This is a genomic window from Bradyrhizobium sp. USDA 4506 (assembly GCF_054058795.1).
The window spans coordinates 6,055,863-6,072,405 of the sequence record NZ_JBSSBM010000002.1 but is presented as its reverse complement, the minus strand read 5'-3'; the positions used below and the strand labels follow the sequence as shown (position 1 = coordinate 6,072,405).

The 16,543-nt window shown below is 64.3% G+C and carries 11 protein-coding genes, 1 pseudogene and 1 riboswitch; of the genes and pseudogenes, 8 read left to right on the top strand and 4 right to left on the bottom strand.

Annotated elements, in window-relative coordinates; genetic code table 11:
* Nucleotides 1–331 precede the first annotated feature (331 nt).
* Complete coding sequence (locus tag ACVIHF_RS30845; RefSeq protein WP_253607763.1) at nt 332–1,771, bottom strand: IS1182 family transposase; 1,440 nt, start codon at nt 1,769–1,771, stop codon at nt 332–334.
* A gap of 284 nt (nt 1,772–2,055) precedes the next feature.
* Between ACVIHF_RS30845 and ACVIHF_RS30840 the strand changes: the two genes are divergently transcribed.
* Nucleotides 2,056–2,610: a hypothetical protein gene (locus tag ACVIHF_RS30840; protein WP_456793017.1), complete on the top strand. Its 555-nt coding sequence runs from the start codon at nt 2,056–2,058 to the stop codon at nt 2,608–2,610.
* Here the strand turns inward: ACVIHF_RS30840 and ACVIHF_RS30835 are convergent.
* Nucleotides 2,607–3,348, bottom strand: a pseudogene (locus ACVIHF_RS30835) (phosphotransferase enzyme family protein). The gene ACVIHF_RS30840 and the pseudogene ACVIHF_RS30835 sit on opposite strands and share 4 nt — an antisense overlap.
* A 158-nt stretch (nt 3,349–3,506) precedes the next feature.
* Nucleotides 3,507–4,874, bottom strand: a complete 1,368-nt coding sequence (locus ACVIHF_RS30830; RefSeq protein ID WP_310883540.1) for an IS1182 family transposase — start codon at nt 4,872–4,874, stop codon at nt 3,507–3,509.
* A 256-nt stretch (nt 4,875–5,130) separates the two neighbouring features.
* Between ACVIHF_RS30830 and ACVIHF_RS30825 the strand changes: the two genes are divergently transcribed.
* The gene (locus tag ACVIHF_RS30825; protein ID WP_253606566.1) at nt 5,131–6,570 is read left to right on the top strand and encodes a DUF1254 domain-containing protein; all 1,440 of its coding nucleotides are present in this window, start codon (nt 5,131–5,133) and stop codon (nt 6,568–6,570) included.
* A gap of 264 nt (nt 6,571–6,834) precedes the next feature.
* Here ACVIHF_RS30825 and rpmE read toward each other — a convergent pair whose 3' ends face one another.
* Complete coding sequence (rpmE, locus tag ACVIHF_RS30820) at nt 6,835–7,062, bottom strand: 50S ribosomal protein L31 (protein WP_016845230.1); 228 nt, start codon at nt 7,060–7,062, stop codon at nt 6,835–6,837.
* A gap of 194 nt (nt 7,063–7,256) precedes the next feature.
* Here rpmE and ACVIHF_RS30815 point away from each other — a divergent pair, with 194 nt between their 5' ends.
* The 6 genes from ACVIHF_RS30815 (at nt 7,257) to ACVIHF_RS30790 (ending at nt 16,542) form a co-directional block, all read left to right on the top strand.
* On the top strand, nt 7,257–9,113 hold the full coding sequence (locus tag ACVIHF_RS30815) for an ABC transporter ATP-binding protein/permease (RefSeq protein ID WP_310881235.1): 1,857 nt from the start codon (nt 7,257–7,259) through the stop codon (nt 9,111–9,113).
* A 152-nt stretch (nt 9,114–9,265) separates the two neighbouring features.
* Entirely contained in the window at nt 9,266–9,658 is a 393-nt protein-coding gene (locus tag ACVIHF_RS30810; protein WP_310881236.1) for a hypothetical protein, read from the top strand.
* A gap of 153 nt (nt 9,659–9,811) precedes the next feature.
* The gene (locus ACVIHF_RS30805) at nt 9,812–11,302 is read left to right on the top strand and encodes an amidohydrolase family protein (protein ID WP_225646583.1); all 1,491 of its coding nucleotides are present in this window, start codon (nt 9,812–9,814) and stop codon (nt 11,300–11,302) included.
* Between the two features lies 1 nt (nt 11,303).
* Nucleotides 11,304–12,233, top strand: coding sequence for a CobW family GTP-binding protein (locus tag ACVIHF_RS30800; protein ID WP_456793016.1), 930 nt, complete (start codon nt 11,304–11,306; stop codon nt 12,231–12,233).
* Between the two features lie 228 nt (nt 12,234–12,461).
* Nucleotides 12,462–12,656: riboswitch (cobalamin riboswitch) on the top strand.
* 107 nt (nt 12,657–12,763) lie between these two features.
* Nucleotides 12,764–15,040: a TonB-dependent receptor gene (locus tag ACVIHF_RS30795; RefSeq protein ID WP_456793015.1), complete on the top strand. Its 2,277-nt coding sequence runs from the start codon at nt 12,764–12,766 to the stop codon at nt 15,038–15,040.
* A gap of 2 nt (nt 15,041–15,042) precedes the next feature.
* A complete protein-coding gene (locus ACVIHF_RS30790) occupies nt 15,043–16,542 on the top strand; it encodes a PepSY domain-containing protein (RefSeq protein ID WP_456793014.1) in 1,500 nt (499 codons plus the stop codon).
* The last annotated feature ends 1 nt before the right edge of the window (nt 16,543 follow it).

Sequence of the window (16,543 nt, the reverse complement as noted above, 5' to 3'; positions counted from 1 at the left end):
AAGCCTTTGCGGTGGGCACCTCAAGAATGCGGTAGGGAACGACCTGGCACCCGGTTCCATGTCACCCGAAGGAGGGCGATCGTATTTTCGCCAAGTCGATGACCCCTGCCAAACACTCAACGCAGTTTTGACCAAAGCATGGCCGCTGGATCGAGAGTAGGGGGCGCCAGCAACTTCTGAACAAGAGACCATGGGGCAGAACCGCTGACCTAACGGCGTGGGCCTGCAAAATCGATCCGATGCCACCGCGTGTCGGTGTCGCTTAAGTAACCGCTTCGGGTCTTGGTCGTGTAAAAACGCCAGTCCCGAGGCAGTCGGGACTGGATTGGTGTCATGCCGCGATCGCAGCCATCAGCGGCTTGATCCCGACGATGTTCATGACCCGTGTCAGATTGTAGGCCAGGACGGAGAGCGCCATTTCGGCCGCCACTTTCGGAAGCGTTTTGGTGAGGAAGTGTGTCGCTCCCATGCGGGCCTTCATGGTGCCGAACGGATGCTCGACAGTTTCGCGGCGCTGACGCATGGCGTGCGGGCTTGCATCAAGGCGCTGCTGCACAGCCTCGAGCAGATGCTCATGCTCCCATCGCGTAATCCGCCGTTCTGACCCAGGCGTGCATTGGGTCTTGAGCGAACAGCTTTGACAGGCCGTGGTCCAGTAGCGCCGCAGCACCTTGCTGTCTTCTTCATTCGTATAGCGATATGATAGCCGCTCCCCGGCCGGGCAGCGATAGACGTCCTCCTCTGGCAAATAGGCAAAGTCCTGTTTACCGAAGCGTCCGTCTGCCTTAGCGCCGGACGTTAGCGGTTTGGGCAGAGTTACCGTGATGCCCGCTTCGTGGCACGCAAGGATCTCTGGGCTGTTGAAGTAGCCGCGATCGGCTACAGCTTCGAGCGTCTCAGTCTTCAGAACAGCCTTCGCCCGCTTGGCCATATTGGCAAGTTGTGCCCGATCCGAGCCGCTGTTCGTCACCTCGTGCGTCACAATCAGATGGTGTTCGGTGTCTACGGCGACCTGTACGTTGTAGCCGACAACACCAGAGCCGCGCCCGCTCGTCGCCATCGAGCGGCTGTCGGGGTCGGTCAGGGAGATTTGCTGGTCGGGTGACGCAAGCATCTGCTTCTCGTAGACGGCAAGCTTGCCCATTTCCTCCTTCAGTTTCGTCAGCTTCTCGGTAAGCCTCGTCACCTTCGTGGCCAGGGCCTCGGTCGGCTCCTGGCGGTCGGCCGTGTCAAGTTGGCTCAGATAGCGCGCGACGCTCTCCTCCAACTGAGCACGCCGTCGCTCCATCTTCGCGCGCGTGAAGTTCCTGTCCCGGTTGTTCACGGCCTTGAACTTGCTGCCATCGATGGCGACGCTCGCCGTCGCCAGCAGACCCATCTCTCGGCAGAGTTCGACGAAGCGCGCACATACCCTGCGCAGCGCCAGGCCGTTGTCCTTGCGGAAGTCCGCAATCGTCTTGTGATCGGGAGCGAGCCGACCCAGCAGCCACATCACCTCGACGTTGCGCCCGGCCTCTCGTTCCAGCCGCCGGCTCGACTGTACCCGGTTCAGATAACCGTAAATGTAAAGCTTCAGGAGCACCGAGGGATGGTACGACGGCCGACCGGTGGCCGCCGGCTCCACACCCTCAAAGCCCATCTCAGCCAAACCGAGCGCATCGACAAATACGTCGATCACGCGAACAGGGTTGCTCTCGTCAATGAAGTCATCGAGGCATTCGGGCAACAGCGACCGCTGTCCACGATCCGCCTCTTCAACGAAGCGCCTCATCGATTCCCCCAAAGAATCACAGGAGAATCATAACAGCAGCCCAGCATTTTCACACAGCCAGGGTCAAAAGGCGAATATCGGCAAGAGCCGTTCGAGCTCAGCTTTGGGCCGGGGAGCAGACGCCGGAACGGTGCGAGCGGTCGGCGTTCTCTCGCCGCCATGTCGACGTCGATCGTGAGACACTGGGAGATTTATCTTCAACCCTAGGTAGCCAAACTCGGGCTGTATGGTACCGTGCCCTCGTCGGGACGGCATTTCCGTCCCGGATTTGGGAGGGCTATGTCATGAGATTGCCGTCGAGCCTTGTCGCGCCTTCAGCCGTCGCCGTGTTGTCAACTGTCTGGCTGTGCGGCCCGGCAGCGTCGCAAACAGACCCCGCCAAGCCGCTTCCCTCCATCACGGTCGAGGCGCCGAAGCCGGTGGCAAGGCCAAATCGTCCGACACAGGTGGTGACCACGGGGGCATCTCACCGGAGATCGAGAACCACCCAGACGTTGTCGTCAACCGCTCGAGCGCCGTCGCCGGCGCCGGATTCAGTGCTGGGCAGGATTGCCGCGCTGGAGAAAGTCGCCAGCAATTGCAACGGTGGCTGCGAATCGAGCCTCCCGCATGGCAAGGACCCTTGGGTCGGGTGCAGCGAGTCGACGGGCGGACAAACCCACGGACCGTTCTCGTCGACGTGCCGAGACAACCTCACCTACAAATCCTACGTCGATTGCGTCGAGACCAAATGGTTCCTGGGCGAGTACCGAAACAGGGCCTGGTGGCTTTGCAGCAGCCTGCAGGCCGCGGGGAAGTTCAAGGTCGCCGAACTCAAGCGACCGAAGCGTCCGCGCTAGACCGCTCGAACGTCGGCAAGCCGCTTGATTGCGTACGCGTCGTCCCAGCAGACGGCGGCCTCCCACGCAGCCGACGCTTGCGCGGCGATGTCGTGCGCGCCGCCCGTCGAGACCGGCGGCGTTGTGGGGCAGCACCAAGTCAAGATCGGGGACGTCGACATGCGACTCGTCCCAGTCGATCAGCGCGACCCGATCTGCGGTCACGCGGATGTTGCGCGGGTTGGGGTCGCCGTGGACGACGCAGTTCTGACGACCGACGAGCCGCGCCCACGCGGCTCGGCATCGGGCAACGCCCTCAGGCGGCATCGCGGCGAGGTCGATCTTCGTCCCGGTTTCGGCGTGCAGGAGGTCGGTCGACGATCGCCAACCCGGGCGCTGCGGCCAGCGCGCCGTCAACCGATGCAGCCGGCGGAGCGTGTCGGCTGCGCGACGCCAGTCGGCCTCAGTCTCGGGCGGTTCGCCCTCCATATACGTCATCACCACCAGACCGTCCGCGAACAAACGGCCGTCTATCGTCGGGATCGGTACCGGCACGGTCAGACCCTCACGATCGAGGTATTGGAGGAGCGCGGTCTCCCAAGCGAGATCAGCGTCGCTCCTCGTACCGAGACGACCGACCGCGCGGTGCCCCTGGACGCGCACGCTCCACACGTCGTTCGCGACTCCGCCAGTGAGCGGTTCGATGCGAGTTACGTCTTCACCCCACTGCCGGAGTGCCTCCCATCCCGCTGACGACATCAAAGGCATTCCTCATCGCGTTGGCCGGCAAAAGACATTAAGCGGACGTCACCTGGCCGATTTTGTTGCAAAAGTCGGCTGCTCGCGATGGATTGTTCGGCCATCTCGCCAAGGACGACCGGCTTTGGTTTGCCGGCCCTGACGCTCTCTACGCAACTCTACGCGGTGTACACCGTGTGTGCCGGTGGCGGCCGCGCGACCAGGCTCGCAAGCCGCCGTAGGTTCTGAGCGATGGCGGCCAGAACAAACTCATCCTGGGCGCCTCGTGGGCCACGCAGTCGCAGTCGGCCGAGCCTCAGGATGCGCTTCAGGTGTGCGAACCGCATCTCAATCTTCTTTCGCTCACGTCGCGACTGTTCAAAGGCCTCGGTGCCAGCGAAGGAGCGTGCAACGTCTCGGGCGCGCTCATGGACGTCGCGCGGGATCTTGCGTGAGGGCTCCTTTGGGCAGCACTGCGGTTTGAGCGGGCAAACATCGCAGTCGAGCTTGCTTGCGCGGTACAAGAGCGTCTTGCCCTCGTGTGCTGTGCCGCTTGTCCCGAGCCGCTTTCCGCCTGGGCAGTGGTAGACGTCGCCGGCCGGATCATATCGAAAGTCGTTGCGCGAGAAGGTGCCATCCTCGCGCTTTGACTTGTCGATGACCGGAATGTGTGGCGCGATGTCCTTCTCTACCAGCCAGTTCAGCATCGGCGCCGATCCATAAGCGGTATCGGCCGCGAGCCGCTCCGGCTTGAGGCCAAAACGTTCCTCTGTTCGTTCGATCATTGTCTTTGCGGTACCGACTTCGGCTTGCCGAATGGCACGAGACGCCTCGACGTCCAAGATGACGCCGAACTTCATGTCGATGAGATAGTTGTCAGAGTAGGCGAAGAATGCCGCCCCTTTGTGTGCGCCGGTCCACTGCGCCGCGGGATCGGATGGCGAGACGAACTTCGGCACAACCTCCGTAGCGGCACCCCATGCCGTGTCTTCGAGAGTCGCCAGATACTCCTTCACGGCGCGGCTGGACCTCGCCGGATCGCGATCCCTGCGCCAATCCTGACCCGCGATCGAGCGCCGCTTGTTGGCGTCGGCCGCAATCAGGCTCGCATCAACTGCAAAGCCTTCACCACCAACCAGACCGGCCGCAATACACGCCTCGACGACCCGCTCAAACACATGGCGAAAAACATCTCCCTCGCGGAAACGCTCGTTGCGGGCACGCGAGAACGCTGAATGGTCGGGAATAGCATCTTCGATGCCAAGCCTGCAGAACCAGCGATAGGCGAGGTTCACCTGTACTTCGCGGCAGATCAATCGCTCCGAGCGGATCGCAAAGACATACCCCACCACCAGCATCCGGATCATCAGTTCAGGGTCGATCGACGGACGACCCATGGACGCATAATGGGACGCAAGCTCGCCGCGAAGCCACGACAGATCGAGAGCAGCATCGATCGTCCGCACCAAATGATCTTCGGGGACCGCATCGCCAAGACGAAACTCGTAGAACAGTTGACCTTGGTCACTCTTCAGACGGCCCATCATGGATCGACCTCGCCGAGAATCGCGTCAACACAACGGAATCATCGTTCGAGGCCTCACTCAACCGACTTTTGCAACAAAATCGGCCCAAAGCAATTCGAACTTGCCGATATTCGCCTTTGACCCAAATCGGACGTCGTTGATCTGAATCAATCGGCTTTCATCTGCGCGATGTTGGATGAATTTGCTTCGGCTGCTCAGCGGAGCCGATTACCGGCGCCGACCATCGCATCGGACAAAAAGCAAAGAGGTGGAATTCATGAACGTGATCAATCGACGTTCTCTTCTCGCCGTTACCCTCGCCATATCGACGTGCCTCACAGCGACCGCACCGGCAAACGCCCAATCCGTATCGCCCACGCAAGCCCAGCAAATCGCCGTCGATGCTTACGTCTACGGTTATTCGTTGATTACGACGGAAGTAACCCGCGTGCAGATGAGCAACGTGCCCAAGGTCGAGGGCTTCACAAGTCCCACCGGTCAGTTCGTCAACGTTCCTCGCTATCCGCCTGCGGACTATCGTGGTATTTCCGCGCCCAATGCCGATACGCTGTATTCCGTTGCCTGGCTCGACCTAACCGAGCCGCAGGTATTCAGTCATCCGGATATGGGCGATCGCTTCTATCTCTTTGAGATCACCGATCTGTGGATGTCGGATTCCGAGCACTCGCCGAGCAAGCGGACGGCCGGCGGCAAGGCCGCCAACTACCTCTTCACCGGCCCGGGCTGGAAGGGCGAGGTGCCGGCGGATATGAAGCATTTCCCGATGGCGACGCGCAACATGGTCATTCTCGGTCGCACCTATGCAGACGGCACCGAGGCTGACTACAAGACCGTCAACGCGCTGCAGGCGCAATACAAGATCACGCCGCTTTCGTCGTGGGGCAAGCCATACACGCCGGTCGCGCCCCCGGTGAATCCCAATCCGGGCTTCAGCATGACCGACAAGCCGCAGACGGTCATTCTCGCCATGGGAACGCAGGGGTACTTCAATCTGATGGCCAAGCTCATGGCTTCCACGGCACCTGCCGCCGCGGCAGATGCACCGATGCTCGCAAGCATGGCGAAGATCGGCATCGTGCCCGGCAAGCCGTTCGAGATGGGCAAGCTCGATCCGGCAGTACAGGAAGCGCTGAAAGACATCCCCAATATCGCTCTGAAAAAAATCGAGGCCAACAAGGACAACCTGGGTGGGATCGTCGACGGCTGGTCGATCACGAAGGGTCTCGGCACCTACGGTCCCTCGGATTACATGAAGCGCGCAGTGGTGGCGGCCTTCGGTTGGCCCGCAAATCAGGAGCGTGATGCGGTCTATCCGAATACCGAGAAGGACTCGACAGGACAGAAGCTGAGCGGTGCAAACAAATACACATTGACGTTTGCAAAAGATGCGACACCACCCGTCAACGGCTTCTGGTCGTTCACCATGTACATGATCGATCAGGGCTGGTGGTTCGTTCCCAATCCGCTGAACAGGTTCACCGTCAGCATGCGCGACAATCCGAAGTTCAATCCGGACGGCTCGCTGACCCTCTACTTCCAGAACGAGTCGCCGGGTACTGACAAGGAGTCGAACTGGCTGCCGGCGCCCAAGGGCGATTTTGTCCTGATGCTGCGAATGTACTGGCCCAAGGACACTGCCCCTTCGATCATCGACGGAAGCTGGAAAGTGCCGCAAGTGGTCAAGGTTGGCCCATAGCCACGAATAGGCGATTGCCTTGCGCACGAAATGACTCCGGTCGGCGGGAAGCTGCGTGCGTCAGCAAAGCTCGGACAGATCATGTCGCGAGAGCGCGGATGTGTGACTCACTGGCCGTGCCGCAAACTCGCCGTCGTCTCGGCGAAGGCCGGGACCCATAGTGCCTGTTCGGCCCGCCAATCCGCAGCGGACCGCAATAAACAAAAACGCCCCCGAGACGGGGGCGTTTTGCGTGTGGTCGCCGGGGCGATCCCGAAGCGGACTTTAGTCCTTCTTGAGAAAGCCCGAAAATTTCTTCTGGAAGCGCGAGACGCGGCCGCCGCGATCCATCAGCTGCTGGGTGCCGCCGGTCCAGGCCGGGTGCGACTTGGGGTCGATGTCGAGGTTCAGCGTGTCGCCTTCCTTGCCCCAGGTCGAGCGGGTCAGGTACTCGGTGCCGTCGGTCATGACGACCTTAATCGTATGATAATTCGGATGAATATCGGCTTTCATGACAGTTCCTTCGGCGCGCCGGCGCCCGTCTCAAGATGTCTGGAATACGGGATTTGCGCGGGTCTATAACCCATGGAGCCCGCCAAAACAAGCCAAGAAAGGGCCTAAGCCCATCACCGGATTGGGACTTTACCGGATTTGCCAGCCGGGGGTCGGCGGGCCTATGTGGGGGGCGATAGAACCGGTCTAGATTGATGAGCGTAGCCGAACAGCTTGAGACCCCGCGCGGCGCCCCGCAGCCCCCGCGCGACGCGTTGCTCGATGAGGAAGCCTTCATCGAGAGCCAGATCACGGAGCCGGCGAAGAGCCGTGCCCGGTTGCGGCCGTTGCTTGCGCTCGCGCCCTATGTGGCGCGCTACAAGGGCCGGGCGATCCTCGCGCTGATCTCGCTGACGATCGCCGCGATCACCACGCTGATCGTGCCGGTCGCGGTGCGGCGGATGATCGACATGGGCTTCACGCCCGAAGGCATCGCGATGATCAACAGCTATTTCAGCGTGATGATCGCGGTCGTCGCGGTGCTCGCCTGCGCCAGCGCCTCGCGCTATTACCTCGTGATGACGATCGGCGAACGCATCGTCGCCGATCTCCGGCGCGACGTGTTCGCGCATCTGATCTCGCTGTCGCCCTCGTTCTTCGATTCCGCACGATCAGGCGAATTGGTGTCGCGGCTCACCGCCGACACCACGCAGATCAAGTCCGCGGTCGGCGCGTCGGTGTCGATCGCGCTGCGCAATCTGATGCTGTTCTTCGGCGCCGCCGCGATGATGGTGATCACCAGCCCGCGGCTGTCCGGCTTCGTGCTGCTCGCGATCCCGATCATCGTGATTCCGCTGGTGGCGTTCGGCCGCTGGGTGCGACGGCTGTCGCGCACCGCCCAGGATACGCTGGCCGATGCCAGTGCCTATGCCTCCGAGCTGGTCAATGCGATCCGCACCGTGCAGGCCTATACCGGCGAACGGCTCGCCAGGACGCGCTTTGCCGGCGAGGTCGAGCAGGCCTATCAAGCCGCGCGCAGCTCGACCAAGGCGCGCGCGGTGCTGACGCTGATCGTCATCTTCATCGTGTTCGCCAGCGTCGTCGTGATCCTCTGGGTCGGCTCGCACGACGTGCTGGTCGGAACCATCAGCCCGGGCCGGCTCGGCCAGTTCGTGCTCTATACGGCGTTCGCCGCGAGCGGCCTCGGCCAGCTCAGCGAGGTCTGGGGCGAGGTCTCGGCCGCGTCCGGCGCCGCCGAGCGGCTGTTCGAGATCTTGCGCGTCAGGCCGCAGATCGCGGCGCCCGCTTCGCCGCGTGCGCTGCCGCAGCCGGCGCGCGGCGATGTCGGCTTCGACAATGTCAGCTTCGCCTATCCGACCCGGCCCAATGCGCTGGCGGTCGACGGCGTGTCGCTAGCGGTGCGATCAGGTGAGAAGGTCGCGATCGTCGGCCCGTCCGGCGCCGGTAAGAGCACGCTGTTCCATCTGCTGCTGCGCTTCTACGATCCGAAGTCCGGCACCATCTCGCTCGACGGTGTGCCGATCCGGCAGGCCGATCCGGCCGAGGTGCGCGCGCGCATCGCGCTGGTGCCGCAGGATTCCGTGGTGTTCGCCGCCAGCGCCCGCGAGAACATCCGGTTCGGCCGGCCCGATGCGACCGACGCCGAGGTCGAGCGTGCCGCCGATCTCGCCCATGCCAGCGAATTCCTGCGCCGCCTGCCCGAAGGCTTCGACGCCCAGCTTGGCGAGCGTGGCGTGACGCTGTCAGGCGGCCAGCGCCAGCGCATCGCGATCGCGCGCGCGATCCTGCGCGATGCGCCGCTGCTGCTGCTCGACGAGGCGACCTCGGCGCTCGACGCCGAGAGCGAGACGCTGGTGCAGACCGCGCTGGAGGAACTGATGCGCCACCGCACCACGCTGGTGATCGCGCATCGGCTGGCGACCGTTCTGTCCTGCGACCGCATCCTGGTGATGGACCAGGGCAGGATCGTCGAGCAGGGCACCCACGCCGAACTAGTCGCCGCGGGCGGCCTCTACGCCCGGCTGGCCCGGCTGCAATTCGAGGGAATCTGAACGAACTCGGCCTCGGCGCGCTCCGCCTATGCGATTCCTATGCGATCAGGCGCGCGCTCCCCTCGAAAACCTATTCCCGCGCAAGGATAGTCGCGCCGCGTCCGACCTCGCTCGACAGCCGAAGGAAGTCAGGCGCGCGGGGTGTTCGACTGATGCGCGAGAATGCGACCGAACCGGAGAGCAAGCTGCTCCGTGCCTGGCAGCTTGCCATGCTGCGCTTCGCAGTGACGCTCGACGACGATGATCGGATGCACGCGCTCGGTGTGGCCGGCGAGGTCGACCGGCTGGGCGGCGCGGCCGATGACGCCTTCCACTTCTTCCGCAGGACGACCGCGGAGCTGTGCGCGGCGATCTCCGGTCAGGGCGCAGATCAGGATGCCGTCATCCGGCGGTTCCTGGCGCAGATCGACAATGTCAGGCTCAAGCGTGCGGTCGAAGCGGCGATCGCCAGGGACCGCACGCCGCCGAAACTCGTGGCGAGCCGCGTGAAGCCCGGCCCCGATCTCTGGCGCGGGCTGCCGTCGCGGCGCGCAACCGGAACGTAGGAAGGGCCTCACTCTGCAATCGCCGTCGCAGCGCGGCGGATATTCCGTCACAGCATGTCGCCACAACCCTGGCCGGCTTGCTGCGATCGGTGCGATGCGCTTCTCTGTGCTCGACAGGAGACCGGTCGGTTTCGGAATGCGGGGAGTGGCGAGATGGGTGGCTTGGTGATCAGCGGCGGCCGGGTGGTGGATCCGGCCAGCGGGATGGACGCGATCGGCGATGTCGCCGTCGTCGACGGCAAGATCGCCGCGGTCGGCACCGGCCTCGGCGGTTCCGAACGGCAGATCGACGCGACCGGGCTCGTGGTGGCGCCGGGCTTCATCGACCTGCACGCGCATGGCCAGACCATACCGGCCGACCGCATGCAGGCGTTCGACGGGGTGACGACCTCGCTCGACCTCGAGGCCGGCGTGTTGCCGGTCGCGTCCTGGTACAAGCGCCAGGCCGAGAAGGGCAGGGTGCTGAACTACGGCGCCGCCGCCAACTGGGCCTTCGCGCGCATCGGCGCGATGACCGGTTCGAATTCGGAAAGCTCGCTGGAATCGTTTGGTGCCGCGATGCGCGATCGCCGCTGGATCGAAAACGTGGCGACCGAAGGCGAGGTCGGCGGCATCCTGGAGCGCCTCGCGATCGGCCTGAACGAGGGCGGTATCGGCATCGGCATTCTCAACGCCTATGCGCCGGGTGCCGGCGTGCAGGAATTGACCGCGGTGTGCCAGCTCGCGGCGGATCATGCGGTGCCGACCTTTACCCACGTCGCCTACATGTCGCGGATCGATCCCGAGAGCGCGGCCGAGGCCTATATCCGCCTGATCGGCTACGCGGGCGCCACCGGCGCGCATATGCACATCTGCCACTTCAACTCGTCGAGCAAGACCGATATCGAACGCTGTGTTGGGCTGATCGCGAAAGCGCAGGCGCAGGGCCTGCCGATCACGGTGGAGGCCTATCCCTACGGCACCGGCTCGACCGTGCTGGCGGCGACCTTCTTCAGCGATCCGAAATTCGAGGAGCGCAACGGCCTCGGTTATGATTCGGTGCAGCGCGTGACCGACGGTCACCGTTTCGGCAGTCGCGAGGAGCTGCTGGCGGCACAGGCCGAAGAGCCCTCGACCTTGGTACTGTGGCATGTGCTCGACATCGAGAACAACGCGCATCATCGCGATCTGCTCGACATGGCGGTGCTGTATCCGGGCGGCGCAATCGCCTCCGACGCGATGCCGTGGACGCTGTCGGACGGCCGTCCCTACAGCGGCGACGCCTGGCCGCTGCCGGACGATGCCACCTCGCATCCGCGCTCGGCCGGCTGCTTCACCCGCTTCATCCGTGAATGGGTGCGCGAGCGCAAGAAAGTGTCGCTGCTGGAGGGCATCCGCAAATGCGCGCTGATCCCGGCCGAGATCCTGTCGGCGAGCACGCCGGCGATGCGGGCCAAGGGCAGGCTGCAGGTCGGCGCCGACGCCGATGTCGTGGTGTTCGACTACGAGACGCTGAGCGATCGCGCGACCTTCTCGGCGATGAATCGTCCGGCGGAGGGCGTGCGGCATCTCGTGGTCAGCGGCCAGCCGCTGATCAGCGATGGTGTCCTCGATGTCGCGGCGCGTCCCGGCCGGCCGGTGCGCCGGCCTATCACGGGGGGCTGAGGTGCCGGTCCCGATCCTGCTGGTCGCGGGCTTCCTCGGGGCGGGCAAGACCACGGTCGTCAACCATCTGCTGGCGCATGCGCAAGGACGGCGCATCGCCGCGGTGGTCAACGATTTCGGTGCGATCAATATCGACGCCGAGCTGATCGCCGGCGCCGGCGACGGCGTGGTCAGCCTGAGCAATGGCTGCATCTGCTGTACGCTGGAGGGCGACCTGCTGCGCACACTCGCCACGTTGCTGCGGCGTGATCCGCGTCCCGAATTCATCGTGATCGAGACCAGCGGAATCGCCGATCCCGCCGACATCGTGCGCAACCTGATGGATCCCGTGATCTGGAAGGAGGCGCCGCTGGAGACGGTGCTGTGCGTGGTCGACGCGACGCAACCTGCGGCGATGCTGAACGATGCGCTGCTGCGCTCGCAGCTCCGGGCGGCGGACGTGGTGGCGCTGAGCAAGGTCGATCTGGCCGACGCCGCCGCGTGCGCCGCGATCCGCGACGCCGTGCGTGCGGTGCGCCCGGCGGCCGTGGTGGTCGATGCCTTGCATGGCGAGGTGCCGGCCGCGCTGCTGTTCCCGACGGACCTCGATCATGTGCCGGCTCCGCGCGAGACCGCGCCGCGACGGCCGGCGTCCGATCGCTTCGAGACGCTGAGCTGGACCTCGGAGCGGCCCGTCGTGCTGCCGCGCTTGCAGCAGGCGATCGGCAGACTGGCGCCGAAGCTGGCGCGGGCGAAGGGATTGTTCGAGACGGTGGAGCAGCCCGGGCGGCTGACCGTGCTTCAACTCGCCGGCGGCCGCGCGACCTTGGCTGCGGGCGGCGTGCCGTCGCCCGGCGTGCCGCGCACGCGCATCGTGTTCATCGCCGAGATGGGTGCGCTGTCGCGCGCGGAGATTGATGAGGTGATGCAGGGATGTGTCGAGGCTCAGTGACGCGAACCTACGTTTCCCGTCATCTTGAGGAGCCGCGAAGCAGCGTCTCGAAGGATGAATCGGCCACCAGCCGGGCCGTGCATCCTTCGAGACGCGCGTGCCGCGCTCCTCAGGATGACGGGTTGCCTTTCGGCGTCAGCCCTCGACGTCGCTGTGTCATCGCCGCAGCAGCATCTCGCAAAGCATGTGTGCGACAATCGCATCGAATTGACAGCCCTGCAGCCAGCACCTATCGTTTTTGCCGACGGTTCCCTTCGGGGATCAAAAGGGAATGCGGTGCGAGGGTAACCCCAATGCCGCAGCTGTCCCCGCAACTGTAAACGGCGAGCCTTTCGTCAAATTGCCACTGGGCCATCGGCCCGGGAAGGCGTCGACAGGCGATGACCCGTGAGCCAGGAGACCTGCCGTCAGTCGTGGTCACACGCGAGCACATCGGGCGGGGGCGTCCTGGTGGGATCGGAGCACTGCCTTTTGGGCAATGCGCCAGTCCGCGTTCGCGGTGACGTGCCACGTTACCGCGAGTCCTTTTCATGTCTCCGTCCTCTCCCGTTGCGCGCAAATGGCGCCTCGGTCTTCTCTGCTCCCTGTCATCGCTGCTGTTGCCGGCCGAAGGCTCGGCACAAACGCCTCCACCAACCAGGCTCGATCCGATTGAGGTCGCGCCTTCCGCTGTGGCAAGGCCGAAGCCCGCGGCGCGAAGCCGTGCCGTGGCCGCCGCGGCGCGGCCGAGGCCCGCGACGATCGCAACAACCGGCAACGCGCCGCGCGTCGCAGCGTCGGGCGTACCGGGATCGGCATCGCCGACGCTCAATGCCACCACGCAGGGCGGCACCGGCAGTCGTCTCAATCTGACGCCGCTGCAGACGCCGGCCAGCGTCGAGATCATCACGGCGCAGACCATCGCTGAACGCGGCCAGCATAATGTGCTCGATGCCGTCACCCAGGACGCGGCTGGCTTCATCGCAACGCCGGCACCCGGCAATGGCGGCCTGTCGTTCAGCACCCGCGGCTTTGCCGGCAGCAACTCGGTGATGACGCTGTATGACGGCACGCGCTTCTATATCGGCTCCGGCACGCTGACGTTCCCCTACGACACCTGGTCGACGCAGCGCATCGAAGTGCTGCGCGGCCCGGCCTCGGTGCTGTACGGCGAAGGCGCGATCGGCGGCGTCATCAACGTGATCCCGAAGAAACCGCTCAATACGCCCTACAACGAGGCCGAAGTTTCGCTCGACAGCAACATGACCCGGCGGCTCTCGGTGGACAGCACCGGTCCGATCAATCCCAATGTGTCGTACCGCATCAACGCCACCGGCAACATGTCGGACGGCTGGGTCGATCGCGACAAGACCTCGAACGCGGTGGTCTCCGCTGCCGTGCGGGTGCAGGCGTCGGACAATCTGGCCTTCACGCTGTCGGAGGACTACGGCGACCGCAGCCCGTCGCGCTATTTCGGCACGCCGCTGATCAACGGTTCGATCCAGGATGCGCTGCGCTTCAAGAACTACAACGCATTGGACAGCGCGATCCGCTATCAGGACAGCTGGACCCAGTTCAAGACCGAGTGGGACGTCGCCGACGGCATCAAGGTCAACAACACGCTGTATTACCTGACCAGCGAGCGGCACTGGCGCGACATCGAAAACTATACCTGGAATCCGAAGACCCGGCTGATCGATCGCGCGAGCTACATCGAGATCTTCCACGACCAGAAGCAGCTCGGCAACCGGATGGATGCGACCTTCAGCGGTCACGTGTTCGGCCTTGCGAACCAGGTCGTCGCTGGCTTCGACGTCAACCGGATCGACTTCACCCACACCAACAACTCGCCCTATGGCGGCGCGTCGTCGGTCAATCCTTACGTGTTCGATCCGGGATCGTTCTTCGCGACGACGACGGCGACCACGCCGGGCTTCAATGCGATCGTCAATCAATACGCGCTGTTCGCCGAGGATCGTCTCTTGCTGACCGATCAGTTGTCGCTGGTGACCGGTGTCAGGTATGACCGTCCCGAGGTGGATCGCACCGACTACAAGACGCCGGCGAACAGTTTCGAGACGGCGCTATCGGGCACCAGCTGGCGCGCGGGGCTCGTTTACGAGCCGATCAAGAACCTCGCGTTCTATGGCCAGTACGCGGTCGGCGTCGATCCGGTCAGCAATCTGATCTCACTGTCGACCACGCAGAAAACGTTCCAGCTTGCGACCGGCAAGCAGACCGAGATCGGGGTCAAGCAATCGTTCTGGGGCGGCCGCGGCGAGTGGACGCTGGCTGCCTACGAGATCGTCAAGACCGGGCTCACGATTCCCGATCCCGGCAATCCCACCGGCGGCCTGGCATTGCAGATCGGCCAGCAATCATCCCGCGGGGTCGAAGGATCGATCGGGCTCGCACTGAGCGACGGCTGGCGCGTCGACGCCAATCTTGCACTGCTGCGCGCCAGATACGACAACAACAGCCAGGTGGCCGGCGGCAAGATCGTCAGCTTCAACGGCAATGTCCCGGTCAACGTGCCGCAGCAGGTCTCGAACGTCTGGCTGACCTGGGACTTCGCGCCCAACTGGTCGGCCTATGGCGGCGTGCAGATCGTCGGTGCGATGTACTCCGATCTTGCCAACACCCAGCTGCGGCCAGGCTACAACGTGGTCAATGGCGGCGTCAGGTGGAAGCCGGATGACCGCACCACGGTCGCGTTCCGCCTCTACAATCTGTTCGACAAGGCCTACGCGGTGACCTCGAACGGCACCGGGCAGTGGCTGCTCGGCATGCCGCGTACCGCCGAATTGTCCGTCAGCGTGAAGTTCTGACCATGCGCAACGCTCTGATCCGGCGCGGGCGGCGGTGGCTCTATATCGTCCATCGCTGGATCGGCATTGCGACGTGTCTCCTGTTCGCGATGTGGTTCATCTCCGGCCTTGTCATGATGTACGTGGCCTTTCCGCGCCTTACCGACAGCGAGCGCCTCGCCGCGCTTCCTGTCATTCCCTGGAGCAAGGTGCAGCTCGCACCCGATCGCGCGATGGCGATCGCAGGTGTCGAGCGTTATCCGCGTGATTTGCGGCTTTCGATGATGGACGACACGCCCGTCTATCGGGTGACCGGCTGGAAGGCAGGGGCGATCACGATTTCGGCGACCGACGGCAGCGTGATCGACCGGATCACGCCGGACCAGGCGCTGGCCATTGCCGCTCATCATCCGCATGCCGTGCGGCCTCGCTTGATCGAAACGATCACGCGCGACCAATGGTCGGTGACCGCGCGCTTCGATCCGTTGCGGCCGCTCCATCTGATCGACCTCGGGGACGCCGATGGCACCGAATTCTACGTTTCCTCGCGCAGCGGCGAGATCGCGCTCGACACCACGCGTTGCGAGCGGATCTGGAATTGGCTCGGCTCGATCCCGCACTGGATCTATCCGACCGTGTTGCGCAAGGACGGCCCGCTGTGGCGGGATGTGGTGCTGTGGATCTCGGGTGTCTGTCTTGTCGTCGCGATCACCGGCTTCTGGATCGGCGTCCTCCGCCTGCGGCTGATGCGCCGCTACGCTGATGGCGCCGTCTCGCCCTATCGCGGCTGGATGGCCTGGCATCACATCGCCGGCCTGATCGGCGGCATCTGCGTCTTGACCTGGATGTTCAGCGGCTGGCTGTCGCTCAATCCCGGCGGCGCGTTCTCGGCACGCGGCATCACCCGCGAGATTACAATCGGCTACAGCGGCCATGAGACGCCCGACATCGTCGCCGGCTTCCAGTCGTCGCCATCGATGCCGGCGGTGGAGGCCCGCTTCGTCTGGATCGGCGGACACCGGTTAATGTTGCTCGACGACGGTAACGGCGGCCGCAGCATCGCCGATCCTGTGACCGGTTCGCGGATGACCCTCTCGCGCGACGAGATCATCGCTGCCGCCAGACACGCAATGCCCGGCGCTGCGATGACATCAGCGCGGCAGCTCGATGAACCCGACGCCTACTGGTACACGCTGCACCAGACGCGCGAGCTTCCCGTATTGCGGATCGGCTTCGACGATCCCGCCCACACCTGGCTGCACATCTCCCCCGTCACCGGCGAGATCCTCGACCGCAGCGACGACAGCCGCCGGTCCTACCGCTGGCTGTTCAACGCGCTGCACAGCCTCGATTTCCCGCTGCTGCTGCGCATCTGGCCGGCGCGCGACGTCGTGGTGTGGCTGCTGTCGGCGGCTGGTACGATTATCTCGATCAGCGGGATCGTGATCGGCTGGCGCCGGTTGCGGCGGCGGAAGGTACGAGGCAGGCGCGTGTCGGCGAGCCTCGTGCGCACACCCCCGTAAG